The organism is Pseudomonas wuhanensis (genome assembly GCF_030687395.1).
GTDB classification, from domain to species: Bacteria; Pseudomonadota; Gammaproteobacteria; order Pseudomonadales; family Pseudomonadaceae; genus Aquipseudomonas; species Aquipseudomonas wuhanensis.
In genome coordinates this window covers 2847768-2862459 of record NZ_CP117430.1, presented here as the reverse complement: position 1 = coordinate 2862459, position 14692 = coordinate 2847768, and the positions used below count along the sequence as shown (strand labels likewise).

At 63.8% G+C, this 14692-nt stretch carries 3 protein-coding genes; all 3 read left to right on the top strand.

Annotated features, from left to right (window positions below; genetic code table 11):
• The first annotated feature begins 38 nt into the window (after window positions 1-38).
• From PSH88_RS13335 to PSH88_RS13325, 3 genes are read left to right on the top strand one after another with little or no spacing between them, the layout of a single operon-like run.
• A complete protein-coding gene (locus tag PSH88_RS13335) occupies window positions 39-9143 on the top strand; it encodes a non-ribosomal peptide synthetase (protein WP_305426722.1) in 9105 nt (3034 codons plus the stop codon).
• Between the two features lie 52 nt (window positions 9144-9195).
• Entirely contained in the window at window positions 9196-13032 is a 3837-nt protein-coding gene (locus PSH88_RS13330) for a non-ribosomal peptide synthetase (RefSeq protein WP_305426721.1), read from the top strand.
• Window positions 13029-14672, top strand: a complete 1644-nt coding sequence (locus PSH88_RS13325) for a cyclic peptide export ABC transporter (RefSeq protein ID WP_305483549.1) — start codon at window positions 13029-13031, stop codon at window positions 14670-14672. The genes PSH88_RS13330 and PSH88_RS13325 overlap by 4 nt, the downstream gene beginning before the upstream one ends.
• Window positions 14673-14692: the final 20 nt, after the last annotated feature.

Sequence of the window (14692 nt, the reverse complement as noted above, 5' to 3'; positions counted from 1 at the left end):
ACGTGCCTCCTCGTTTTTCTGGATTGAACACTGCTGCCATGCATGACCAAATCGAAAACATCTATTCGCTGACACCCCTGCAAAAAGGCCTGCTGTACCACGAGGCTTATGCGCCGGAGTCCCGGGTCTATTACCAGCAGATGAACATCGGGCTGGCCGGTGACCTCGACCTCAATGCTTTCCGTCAGGCCTGGCTGGCCTTGATGCAACGCCACGCGGTGTTGCGCACGGCGTTCCTCTGGGAAGAGCTGGACGACGCCTATCAGGTCATTCTCAAGGAAGTCGACTTGCCGCTGCGCGAAGTCGACTTGCGCGGCAACCCGCAAGGGCTGACGGCATTGGCGGCGGAAGATCACGCACAGGCTTTCGAGCTGGGCGCGGCCCCGCTGATGCGTTTGACCCTGGCGCGACTGGACGATGTGAACGGACAAGCGCAGTGGTCGCTGGTGTGGACCCACCATCACCTGTTGCTCGATGGCTGGAGCGTTGGTTCGTTGCTGGCGGACTGGCGCGATCTGTACCGCGCCGCACGACGCGGGCAAAACGCCGCGCTGGAGACCGTGCGTCCGTTCCAGGATTACGTGGCATACCTCAGCGAACGTCCTTCGGCCGATGAGTTCTGGCGCAGCCGTCTGGCAGACTTCGCCCACACCACCCGCATACCCGAATTGGACCCACGCGGTCTGCTTGTCGATCACGTGGAAGCGCACCTGCCCTGCACCGAGCATCAGCGTGTGCTGGATGCCGTCACCACCGCTCGCCTGACCAGCTTCGCCCGCGACAACAACCTGACCGTCAACACGTTGCTGCAAGCGGCTTACGCTTATCTGCTTGGCCGCCATAACGGCAGCGACGAAGCCCTGATCGGCGTCACTGTGGCCGGCCGTCCGCAGCGCCTGAGCGGTGTCGAGCGCATGGTCGGTCTGTTCATCAACACCTTGCCGTTGCGGGTGCGCTGGGACGATGCGCCAACCGTTGGTCAATGGCTGGCGGGCATCCAGGACTGGAACGCCGAGATGCGCGAACACGAACACACACCGCTGGCCAGTTTGCGGGCATTGACCGCGCTGCCGCCTGGTGGCGAGTTGTTTGAAGCGATCATGGTGTTCGAAAACTTCCCGTTCCCTCGGGAGCTCGATCAGATCGACGACGGTCTCGTCGGGTTGCCGGATGCCGAACACTCCGCGCCTTTGCGCCACACGGGTGGGCGCAACAACTACCCGATGTCGCTGATTGCTTCGATGGAAAGCGAATGCTTGCAGTTGCATCTGGTGCATCAGCGCAAACGCTTGTCCGATGCCGCTGGTGCGCGCCTGTTGCAGCAATTGGTGACGCTGATCGAGGAACTGAGCCGCGACGCCAATCGACCACTGACCGATGTACCGCTGTGCCCGCCGCAGGAACTGAGCCTGACTCGCACCTGGGGCAACGGTGCACCCCTCGAATTGCCTGAGGCTGCGCTGCATGAACTGATCGCCGCCCAGGCCCGCCGTCACCCCGAGCGTGAAGCCGTGCGCGACGCCAACGGCGCCTTGAGTTATGGCGAACTGCTTGAAGCTTCGACCGGACTGGCCAGCGCGTTGCGTCAGCGCGGCCTGCAACCGGGTGATCGCGTGGCGCTGGCCCTGCCCCGTTGCAACGACGCAGTGGTTTCGCTGCTGGCAGTGATGCAGGCCGGCGGCTGCTTCCTGCCGCTGGACCTCGGCCAACCGGCCTCGCGCCTGAGTGCGTTGATGGCCAGTGCCGAAGTGAACTTCATCATCGGCGCGCCGACCTTCGACACCGCCTCTGCACAAGTGATCGACGCCTCGGCTCGCGCCACCGGCATCGACCTGCCAGCGGTGGATCAACAGGCTTGCGCCTATGTGATCTACACCTCCGGCTCCACCGGTACGCCGAAAGGCGTGCGCCTGTCTCATCGCGCCATCGTCGCCTATGTCACTGGCATTCTCGCGGAATTGGGTTGCGCCGAGGCTGAACAACCGTGGCGCCATGCGCTGCTGTCGACCCTGGCGGCGGACCTCGGTTACACCCAGTTATTCGGCGCTCTGGTCAGCGGTGGCAGCCTTCTGCTGGTGGATGACGACACCCGTGCCGACCCGAACGCCCTGGCACAGTGCTTCGCCGAATTCACCCCGGATCTGGTCAAGCTCACCCCCAACCACCTGCACGGTTTGCTCGCCGCTCACCCCGACGCCAGCCTGCTGCCGCGCCGCGCCTTGTTACTCGGCGGCGAAGCACTGCAAGGTGCATTACTGGATACGATCCGGGCGCTGCGCCCGGAACTCGCGGTCTACAACCACTACGGCCCGACCGAAAGTGCCGTGGGCATTTGCCTGTCACGCATCGACTCGCCACTGGCCTGTGTGCAGCCGCTCGGCCATCCGCAACCGAACCGCCAACTGCGGGTCCTCGACAAACACGGTCACCCCGTGCCGGTCGGCGTGCCGGGCGAACTGTGGGTGGGCGGCGAAGGCCTGGCCATGGACTACCTCGGCGATCCAACGCAAACCGCCGCACGCTTCACGGCCATTGCCGACCTGCCCCGCGCCTACCGTACCGGTGACCGTGTGCGTTGGCTGGAATCCGGCGAACTGGCGTTCCTCGGGCGCGTCGACAACCAGATCAAGTTGCGCGGCTATCGCATCGAACTGGGCGAAGTCGAAGCACAGATCAAACGCCTGTCGAGCAACCTCCAGCAAGTGCTGGTGCGCGTGGTGCAACCGGCCAACGAGGCGCCACGCCTGGTCGCCTGGCTGGTGGCAAGCACCTCCATGTCCGCCGACAAGCTGCGCCATGACCTGGCCCTGCGCGTGCCGGATTACATGGTGCCGTCGGACTTCATCGCGCTGGATGCCATTCCGCTGAACGCCAACGGCAAACCGGACATCGCACGCCTGCCATTGCCCGATGCCCCGGCCAGCCAGGACAATTACGAGGCCCCGCGAGATGCGGTGGAAATCGCCTTCGCCGAGATCTGGCAGGATGTGTTGCGGGTCGAACGCGTGGGCATTCACGACAACTTCTTCGCCCTGGGCGGCGATTCGATTCTCAACCTGCAGATCATCGCTCGCGCCCACCAGCGCGGCATGAAGCTGACGCCCAAGCAGTTGTTCGAAAACCGCACCATCGCCGAAATTTCTGCGGTGATCAGCCAAGGGGCGAACTACAGCCGCGATACGTCCAGTGCTGCGCGCAATGTGCCGCTGACACCAGGTCAGCACGCTCGGCTCGAAGCCGGCCCACTGACAGCGGACTGGCGCTGCGTGGCCATGAATGCACCGATCACCGTCGAGGTGTTGAACCGCGCCGTGTTGGCCCTGCAACAGCAACACCGTGCGCTGCAACTGGGTCTGGCCCGGCAGGCGGACGGCACTTGGGCGCAAACCCTGCCCGCCACGCCTAAACCGGTCAGCGCCAGCCGTCAGCCACTGAACCTCGATGACTCGAACGCATTGACCGAACTGGCCGAAACCACCCTGGCCGGGCTGGATCACGCGGCGGGCGAAGGCTGGCATGCCTGTCTTTCGGAACAGGGCGACGCTGTGCTGTTGGTGAGCCATGCACTGCGCCTGGATGCGGCCTCCTGGGCATTACTGATGACGGACTTGACGCTGGCCGTGGCTCAAGCGCAATACGACCGTGCGATCGAGTTGCCGCGTCACGGCGGCAATCTGGATGAATGGGCCGAGCATCAGAACAGCTACGCAGCCGATGAAGACGGGCTGGAATCGGCCTGGGAATACTGGCTGCAATACGCTGGCGAAACCCTGCCACCAACCCCGCCGCAGAACACCGTGGCAACTGAAACCCGCGTGCAGATCCCGGCGCCGCTCAACGCTCGCCTGAACCTGCTGCAACGGCGCAGCCATGCGCCCTGGGCCTCGTTGGTCGCCACAGCAGTCGCTGCGGAGCTGGCGCAGCAAAGTGCCGGGCAAGATGTTTGGCTGAGCCTGGATCGCGGCCGCTGCGAGCGCGCACGCCTGCCGCTCACCAGCCCCCTGAGCCGCACCGATTTCAACCCGGCCACGGTGATCGGTGCCCTGAGCCACGCGGTCCCCCTGCGTCTGACCGTGACACCTTGCGCCAGCGCTGCGCAGTTGCTCGCACAGGTCGATGCGCAACTGGCCGCCGCACCGCACGCCGGTGACGATTACGGTGTGCTGCGTTACCTCGCTGATAACGACTACCTGCGTGATCCCCTGCTGAGCCTGCCGCAGCCGACGGTGCATATCATCATGGCCGGCGAATGGCAGGCATCCGAAGGACCGCTGGGCGAGGTCATTGCCGCCAGCGCGCCTACTGATGCTGCCGGGGTGACCGTGTCTGTCAGCCTGCAACAAGGTCAGTTGCAGATCGATTGCCGTGGTCCGGGCGCCGAACGCTGGGCCGAGGCGCTGGAACAGCGTCTGAACTTGCTGGCCGCCGACGCCGAGCAAGCCATTCCCGGCGCTCATACGTTCCCGTTGTGCCACGCAGCCGGACACGACCTCACAACCCTGGGCGCACACTTCGACTGGGCCGGCATCGATGACTTGCTGCCCCTGTCGCCAATGCAGGAAGGCATGCTGCTGCACACCCTGCTGCGTCCCAACAGCGGCATTTATCTGATGCAGCAACGTTATCGCTGGGACGGCGAACTGGACCGCACCGCCATCGAATACGCCTGGGAGCAACAACTGGCCCGGCACCCGATGCTGCGCACCGGTTTCTGGTGGCAAGACGGCAAGGCCGCGCTGCAATGCGTCTACCACGAGACCGACCCGGCATTCGCCTGGTACGACTGGCGTGGCCTCGACGTAGCCGCTCGCCAGCGCCAACTGGACGCGGTGCTGGACGCCGAATGCCGTCAGGGTTTCGACATGCGTCGCCCGCCGCTGACCTTCCTTCGGGTGTTCCAGGTGGCCGATCAGGAATTCCTGATCGTGCGCAGCTTCCATCACATTCTGACCGATGCCTGGTGCTTCGGTCTGTTGATGGCCGACCTGTTCGCCCACTACCAGGCGCGGGTACTGGGTCAGCCCGTGGCCCGTCCGTTACTGCCATCGTTCAGCAACTACATCCATTGGCTGCAATGCCAGGATACGTCCGTTACCGAACAGTTCTGGACCCGCGAACTGGCCGGTTTCAGCGCGCCGACGCCGCTGGTGGTGGATCGCCCGGCCGTCACCGAGCAAGCAGTCGAAGCGGTGGCCAACCTTGACGTCACCCTGTCGATTGCCGACACCCGCGCACTGACCGCCTTGTGCCAACAGCACCAACTCACGCCCAACACCTGGATTCAGGGCGCCTGGGCGTTGCTGTTGTCGCGCTACAGCGGCAGCGACGACGTGCTGTTCGGCGTCACGGTGTCGGGCCGTCCGACCGATTTGCCGGGCGTGGAAGACATTGTCGGGCTGTTCATCAACAGCCTGCCGCTGCGGGTCAAGGTTGACGACTCACAATGCGTGGTGCCGTGGCTGCAAGCGCTGTTCGCCCATAACTTCGAGTTGCGTGCCTACGAACATGCGCCGCTGGTGGACATTCAACGCTGGAGTGAAATCGAGCACGGTCGTTCGCTGTTCGACAGCCTGGTGGTGTTCGAAAACGCCCCCTTCGATGCCGGCCTGTCGGATCGTCAGGTGGACTTCAACGTCGACATCTATGAAGACCGCGTGCACACCAACTACCCGATGACCGTGGTGCTTTACCCGGGTGATCGTCTGGGCATTCGCCTGACCTACGATGCCGCGCGTTTTGACGCCGACACCGTGCAGCGCATGCTCGGCCACCTGCGTCAGTTGCTGACGCAAATGGTTGCCCAGCCTGACGCACCACTGAGCTCGTTGTCGCTGCTCACGCCCGAGGAACGCCAGACCCTGCTGGTGGACTGGAACCGCAGTGAGCTCGAGTTCCCGCTGGACCAGACCTACGCCGAGCTGTTCGCCCGGCAAGTGGCGATGCATCCGCAACGCATCGCTGCCGTATGTGGCGCCGACAGCCTGAGCTACGCCGAGCTGGATCAGCGCTCGAACCGCCTGGCCCGTGCGCTGATCGAAACCGGCGCGGGTCGTGACACCCTGGTGGCCCTGGCCGGTGAACGCGGCCTGCCGCTGCTGAGCATGATGATCGCCGTGCTCAAGGCTGGCGCAGCCTATTTGCCGTTGGACATCAAGCATCCGCCACAGCGCCTGAGCGAGATTCTCGAACTGTCCGGGGCAACGATTCTGTTGACCAGTGAAAGTGCCGACGCGGTCATCGACCCGGCACTGGCCGCGTGCGCTGAGACACCGCGACGCCTGCGCACCGAAACCCTGTGGCTGGCCGGTGACGCAACACCACTGCTGATGGCGGGCAGCCCTGACGACCTGGCCTATGTGATATTCACCTCGGGTTCCACCGGCATGCCCAAAGGCGCGATGGTCGAGCAACGGGGCATGCTCAACAACATCTTTGGCAAGGTGCCGACGCTGGGCCTGTCAAGCGCGGACCGGATTGCCCAGACCGCTTCCCCGGCGTTCGACATTTCGGTCTGGCAGTTCCTCGCCGCGCCGATCCTCGGCGCCACCGTGCATATCTTGCCGGACGTGATTGCCCACGACCCCGAGCGCCTGCTGGAAGCGCTGGAGAACGAACAACTGTCGGTGCTCGAAGCCGTGCCGACGATGATCCGCGCCCTGCTCGACCTCGCCCATACCGACACGCAACTGTCGGCACTGCGCTGGCTGCTGCCGACCGGTGAAGCCCTGCCGCCGGTATTGGCTCAGGCATGGCTGAGCCGCTTTGCCCATGTGCCGTTGATGAATGCCTACGGCCCGGCGGAGTGTTCGGACGACGTGGCTTTCCACCCGCTGACCAGCGTGCCGAGCGAAGGCGGCAACGCGATGCCAATTGGCCGGCCGACCGCCAACAACCATCTGTACCTGGTGGACGCAGCATTGCGTCCGGTGCCGGTGGGCGTACCGGGGGAAATCTGCGTCGGTGGCGTCGGCGTCGGTCGTGGTTACCTGAACGATCCGGAGAAAACCCAGGCCGCGTTCGTCGCGCACCCGTTCGAACCCGGCGCGCGTTTCTACCGTACCGGTGACCTGGGGCGCTGGCGTGCAGACGGGGTGATCGAGTTCCTCGGTCGCCGCGACCAGCAGGTGAAAATTCGTGGTCACCGTATCGAACTGGGAGAAATCGAAGATCACCTCGGTCGTCATCCCGCGGTGCAAGCGGTGGTCGTGATCGTCAACGCCGACCAGCGTGGCGACCTGCAACTGGTCGCCTACTGGACCGGCGACGACACACCGGTGGCCGAACTGCGCGAGTGGCTGAGCCAACGCCTGCCGTCGTACATGGTGCCGGCCCATTGGCAACAGCTGGAGGCATTGCCGCAGAACGCCAACGGCAAGGTCGACCGCAAACTGCTGACCGCACGGACGCTGGACAACTGTGACCAGAGTCTTCGACGCTCGCTGAGCACAGAGACCGAGCAGCAACTGGGCGCGATCTGGGCCCAGATTCTCAACGTGGCGGCGATCGGCGCCGACGACAACTTCTTCGCCCTCGGCGGGCACTCGTTGCTGGCAACGCTGGTGGTTTCGCGGATCCGCAGCCAGCTCGCGGTGGACCTGCCGCTGCGTGCGGTGTTCGATCACCCGGTACTGGAAAACCTGGCGCGCGCCATCGACGGCGCGCGCTTGCAGGCAACGCCTATGGCCCTGCCTTCGATTACTCGGGCAGACCGTTCGCAGCCGTTGCCGCTGTCGTTTGCCCAACAGCGTCTGTGGTTCCTGGAGCAGTTGAACCCTGGCTCCAGCGGCTTCAATATTCCGTTCGCCCTGACCTTGACCGGGGCACTGAATGTCGAAGCCCTGCGCCTGGCGTTCGAGCAGTTGATCGCCCGTCATGAGGTGCTGCGCAGCACCGTGCACAGCGATCACGGTGAACCCTGGCAGCGGATCGAAGCGGCGCAGGAATTTGCTCTGCCGGTCACCGATCTGCAGCATGTCTCGGCACAGGAACAGGAACCGGCCATCCAGGTGCAATTGGCTGAGGTCTTCGGCCAGCCGTTCGACTTGACCCAGGCGCCGTTGATTCGTGCACGATTGCTGCAACTGGACGCGCAGACCCACGTACTGGCCATCGCCATGCACCACATTGCCGTGGACGCCTGGTCCATTGCACAACTGGTGGATCAACTGGCCACGGACTACACCGGTTTTGGCACCGCCGCTGCCCGCATCGCCCCCCCGACCCTGCAATACGCTGACTTCGCCGTGTGGCAACGCACGCACCTGCCGGGTCCGGTCTGGCAGCAACAACTGGCCTATTGGCGCCAGCAGTTGCAAGCCAGCCCGGCGCCGCTGTTGTTGCCGGGCGCTCAGACCCGCGAGCATGGCGGTTGTGCACGTCATCGCAGTCGCCTGCCCGCATCGCTGGCCCGGGCCATCGGCGAGTTGGCGGCGGCCCGCGAGGCTTCGCCGTTCATGCTGTTGCACAGTGCGCTGAACGTGTTGCTGCATCAGCAGACCGGACGTGAAGACCTGCTGGTGGGCACCGACATCGCCAACCGTCATCAGCAACAGACCGAAGACATGGTTGGCTTCTTCGTCAACCAGTTGGTGCTGCGTTGCCGCGTGACGCCCGAGCAGACATTTGATGAACTGCTGAGCGATGCCCGACGTGTGGCGCTGGATGCCTTTGCCCATCAGGACTTGCCGTTCGATGCGCTGGTAGCCGACCTGCTGCCGCAGCGGGACGCGCGGTACACACCGTTCTTCCAGGTCAAACTGGTGGTGCAGAACACCCGTCAACAGGACCTGCAATTGCCAGGTCTGGCGATCAGCGAGCGAGCGCTGGAGCCACAGGCTTCGGATGTGGACCTGCTGATCAATGTCGTGGATGACGGCGAAGGGCTTTTGGTGGTGTACGACTACGACACCGGGCGTTACGCCAGTGCCTACATCGAACTGCTCGACAGCCTGTTCGTCTGCCTGCTGGAGCAACTCGCCCTGGACGCCGACACCAGCGTCGCCCAGTTGCTGCAGCCACTCAATCAACTGCAACAGACCCGTCGCGACCAGGCTCAAGCCGCGCTGCGTGAAGCCGGCAGCGCGCGTCAGAGCACCCTGGGCCAAGCCCGTCGCCGCAGTGTCGTGAAGGATGCCGAACAATGATGGTCATCGGCCAATTGACGCTCATGTCCCACTTTTCTGTACAGGTCTCAGCATGACTCAGACTCACGAAAACACGCCATTGGAAGGCTTTGAACTGTCGCCACAACAGGCTCACCTGTGGCGCCTGCAACAAACCCGCCTGGCACCGACAGCACAGCGGGCCACGCTGCGCATTCGCAGTGAACAACCGCTGGACAGTGCACGGCTGAACACCAGTTTGCTGGCGCTGATGCAACGCCACGAAATTCTGCGCACCCGTTACCCGCAACTGCCGGGGCTGTCGCTGCCGATGCAGGTGATCGACGATTCGACCGCTGATTTGCAGGCGTTGGGAATTGAACTACAACTGGACGTCGATGGCAGATCAGCAACGCTTCATTTGCCAGCGCTGCATCTGGACAGCACCAGCCTGGGCTACCTCGGCGAAGAGTGGGCGCTGGGCTACTTGCAAGCGGCGCCACAAGAGCCGCCGCTGCAATACGCCGACTACGCTGCCTGGCGCCTGGAGTCGGTGGACGACGAACAGAGCCGGCGGTTCTGGGATGAGCAATTCAGCGCGGTGGTTGTGGATGTGCCGTTGCCCTGGCAGCGCCAGAACACAGCGCCATCCGCGCCTATCGAATTGGGCCGGGTGCAACTGCCACTCGACGGCGCGACCCTGCAACGCCTCGATCAGCAAGCGATCCGCCTCTGTGTCAGCAGCGGCACTGTCGTGCTCGCCGCCTGGGTCACCTTGTGGCAACGCTACAGCGAAGCCGAACGCCTGACGCTCGCCTACGAGAACCAGGCCCGTCCGGATGTGCTGGGCGATGCCCTCGGCCTGTTTTGCGAACCGTTGCCGCTGACCCTCGACACCGCGCCCGAGCTGTCGTTTGCCGCGCTGTGCCAGCAACTGACCGAGCGCGTCGGCCTGCTCAACGATGCCCGGGACAGCTACCCAAGCCACTTGAGCAACGTGCCGTTGTTATCGGACGTGGGCTTTCGCGAACTCTCGATGACGCCGCACAGTGCCCTGAACGATGCCGGTTGGCAGATCGAACAGGCTGACAGTGTCAGCGCCGGTTGCGCGCTGCTGTTGCAGTATCAGCCGCGCTCAGCCAGTGGTTTGTCACTGCATTTTGATGCCGCGCTTTACACCTCGGCCCATGTCGAGATCCTCGCCGAGCAACTGCTGAGCGTGATCGAGCACAGTTTACGTGAGCCGTCCGCCAGCCTGAGTCGCATGGCGACTTGCAGTGCCGCCGAGCAACAACGGGTGACCGCCGCACTGGCTGCTTCGCCCACCCTGAGCGCGGCGCAAGAACAGCTTTATGCCGCCACCTTCGCCCTGCCCAACCTGGCCGCCTGCTTCGCTCAGGGCTCGACCACCAACGCCCAACGCCCGGCAGTGACCGGCCCGAGCGGCACCTTGAGCCACGCCGAGCTGGATCAGCGTGTCAGTGCGCTTACCCGGCAACTGCTCGCCCAAGGCCTGGAACCCGGCGCGCGGATTGCACACTTCCTGCCGCGGGACATCGATGCGGTGGTGGCGCTGGTGGCGATTCTGCGCGCTGGAGCCTGCTACGTACCGATCGATCCGGCCTACCCGACCGAGCGCATCGAACATATTCTGCGCGACAGCCAGGCCCGTCTGGTGCTGACCCACCGCGCCCGCGTGCAAGACCTGCCGGCGGACTGGCAGCCGAGTGCGCTGGCGATCGATCAAGCGATGCCGGCAGTGCCGTTACAGAACGAGCCGAAAATCTCGCGAGACCAACCGGCCTACCTGATCTACACCTCGGGCAGTACCGGCCAGCCCAAAGGCGTGGTCATCAGCCATGCCAACGCCCTGCATTCCCTGGCGGCGCGGCTTGCGGGGTATCCGCAGCCGGTGCAACGCTTCCTGTTGCTGTCGTCGTTCGCCTTCGACAGCTCCATCGCCGGGCTGTTCTGGAGCCTGGCCCAAGGCGGTTGCCTGCACCTGGCCAGCGAAACCGAACAGAAAGATCCGCTGCAACTGGCCCGGTTGATCCGCAACCACGGCGTGTCGCACCTGTTGGCGCTGCCTTCGCTTTACGCATTGTTGCTGGACGAACTGGGCGACAGCCCGAGCCCGCTGAACACCGCGATTGTCGCCGGTGAAAGCTGCCCGCCAGCGCTGGTCGACAGCCACTATCGTCGCCAACCCGACGCGCAGCTGTACAACGAATACGGACCGACGGAAGCCTCGGTGTGGAGCACCGTCGCCCTCTGCCAGCCCGATCAGGACGCGGGTTCCGTACCCATCGGTCGCGCCATCGCCCACACCCGGGTGTACCTGCTCGACAGCGACGGCGCACCCGTGGCCCGGGGACTCAAAGGTGAAATCCACCTTGCCGGACCAGGATTGTCCGAAGGTTATCTGGGCCTGCCGCAGATGAGCGCCGAGAAATTCATCCGGGCCAGTCATCCCGCTCTCGACGGCCAACGTCTGTACCGCACCGGCGATTTCGCCTGGCAAGATCTGGACGGGCAACTGGTGTTCCTCGGACGTACGGACTCGCAGATAAAACTGCGCGGTTACCGCATCGAGCTGGGCGAAATCGAAACTGCGCTGTGCAGCGTCAGCGGCGCAAGACTGGCTGTGGTCTTGCTGGACACCACCCAAGCCGAACCGGGCTTGCGTGCCTTCGTTGAATCGGCCTCTGAGGTTCAAGCCAACGCTGTGCGTGAGTCCCTGGCGACCCTGTTGCCGGCGCACATGATTCCCGCCGACATCCAGTGGCTGGCGCAACTGCCGCGCACCGCCAATGGCAAGGTCGACCATCGTGCCTTGCTGGCCCGGGTGCCGAACCGCAGCCTCGCGGCTTACGCGGCGCCCGAAGGTCATGTCGAACAGGTGCTCGCGGCGGTCTGGCAAGAACTGCTGGAGGCCGAAGTGATCGGTCGTCACGACGACTTTTTCGCCCTCGGTGGCCATTCCTTGCTGGTGGTGCGCATGACCGCAAGGCTGCGTGCCATGCTCGGTATTGAAGTGCCGGTCAACGTGATCTTCCAGCACCCGACGCTGATCCGGCTCGCCGAGCAGATCACCGAGCCGCACAATCGCTCAGCCGTCATCACCTTGCAGGCCGGCGAAGCAGGACAGGTGCCGCTGTTCTGCCTGCACCAGCCGGCGGGCGGGGTTCATCACTATCTGCCGATGGTCGCCGGGCTGCCGAAAGCGATGCCGGTGTATGGCATTGCGTTGTCCGAGTCGCTGCGTAATCAAGACCTCGTCGCATTGGCCAGCGAATACTTGCCGCAGATCCAGCAGGTTCAGGCGCAAGGTCCGTATCGTCTGGGCGGTTGGTCCATGGGCGGATTGCTCGCGCTGGAACTGACCCGGCAACTGGAAGCGCTAGGGCAAACAGTTGAGTGGCTTGGGTTGTTCGACAGCACGTTTCACGCCGAGGACGAAACACTGGCGTGGGAAGCGCTGTTGGCGATCGTACAACAAGAGCTGAGCAGCGACAGTCGCCAGCGCCTGGCCGCACTCGCCCCGGAACGTTTGACGGAGCTGCGCACGGCCTCTGCCGAGCTGGGTCGCGTGGAGCAATTGCGTTTCGCCTTGCTGCAATGGTCGACTGCCAACGGCCTGAGCCTCAACGCACCGCAAGACTACGTCGAGCAGACCTTGAATGTGATGGCCGACGCGCGTCGTTGGGTCAACGGCTATTCAGTGCCCACAGTGCGTGCCACCCTGCACCTGTGGTGGGCCGGACAGACCCTCGTCGAGCGCCCGACCCTGCCTGCGCAGTGGGACGCGATCAGCCAGCGAACCTGTCATCATCAGGTCGCCGCCGATCACGACACGATCCTCGGGCAGCCTGCCTTCCATGAACAACTCACCAAGTCGCTGGCCATGGCCTCGACGGAAACCGTCGCATGAATTTGATTCTTTATCTTTACCGCCAATCGGCACGCCTGTTGGCATTGGCCTCGATCACCGGTGCACTGGGCGGTCTGGCCAGTGCGGGACTGGTGATTCTGATCAACCGCGGGCTGGCCAACCCGCAGCAATTGCCGGAACTGGCCCTGGGGTTTTTCGGGCTGTGCGCCGGCATGCTGCTGAGCAAACTTTGTTCGGAACTGTCGCTGCTGCACCTGACCCAAAGCGCCATTTTCCAGATGCGCATCGACCTCTCGCGCAAGCTGCTCGCCACCCCGCTCAAACGCCTGCAAGGCATGGGCAAACACCGTTTGCTGGTGATCCTCACCGAAGACGTACACACCTTTACCGCCGCGTTCGAGTGGGTGCCGCTGCTGTTCGTCAACGCTGTGGTGACGTTGGCGTGCTTCGCCTATCTGGCCTGGTTGTCGTGGTCGTTGCTGTTGATTCTGGCGTTGTTCCTGCTGGTCGGTTTGATCGCGTTTCACTTGGCTGAACGGGGCCCGTTAAGCCATCTGGAGCGGGTGCGCCAACAGAAGGACGTGCTTTATCAGCACTTTCGCAGCCTGATCGAGGGCAGCAAGGAGTTGCAACTGAGCAACGCCCGCGGCGAAGCCTTCGTCGAGCGCGTCATCCGTCCGGGCGCCGATGAGTTTCGTGTGCGGTTCCTGCGCGGCATGGCCGGGTATTCGGTGGTGGCCAACCTGGGCACGCTGCTGTTCTACCTCAACCTCGGCGTGCTGCTGTTTGTCGTACCGTTCTGGCTGCCGCAATCGATTACCGTGCTGACCAGTTTCACCGTGACATTGCTGTATCTGGTGCGGCCGATTTCCGACCTGATGATCGCCCTGCCCTCGCTGCGTCAGGCCAGCATCGCCCTGAACCGCATTCGCCAACTGGACGCCGAGCTGAGCACCGAAGCCCAGGCTGCCGCGCCGGTCGGTAACCTGTTCGCCAAGGAAGGCCCGATGCGCCTGTTGCTCAATGGTGTGTGCCACCGCTACCCCGGCGAACATGAGGATCATCCCTTCATGCTCGGGCCAGTGGACTTGACGCTGGAACAGGGTGAGCTGGTGTTTGTGGTCGGCGGCAACGGCAGTGGCAAGACCACGCTATCCATGCTGATGCTCGGGCTGTATGCGCCGGAAGCCGGCTGTGTGGTGCTCAACGGCGTGGAAGTGGACGACGACAACCGCGAGCAATACCGCCAGCACTTCGCCGCCGTGTTTGCCGATTTCCACCTGTTCGAACATTTGCTGGGCGACGACGGACCGGACGCCGAGCACCGCACCGCTGAAGCGACGCGTTATGTAAAAGCCTTGGGGCTGGGGCATAAAGTCAGCATCGTCGACGATCGCTTTTCCACCGTGGATCTGTCCACGGGCCAACGCAAGCGACTGGCGCTGGTGTCGGCGTATCTGGACGACAAGCCGTTTTATCTGTTCGACGAATGGGCCGCCGACCAGGATCCGACCTTCAAGCGAGTGTTCTACATGGAGCTGTTGCCGGAGTTGAAAGCCCGGGGCAAGACCGTGATCGTGATCACTCACGACGACGCTTACTTCCAGCAGGCCGACCGGGTATTGAAAGTCGAGAACGGCCGCCTGACTCAGGTCCAGGCCGACGCGGCTTATGCCTGATGAGAGGCGGTGATGTCAGC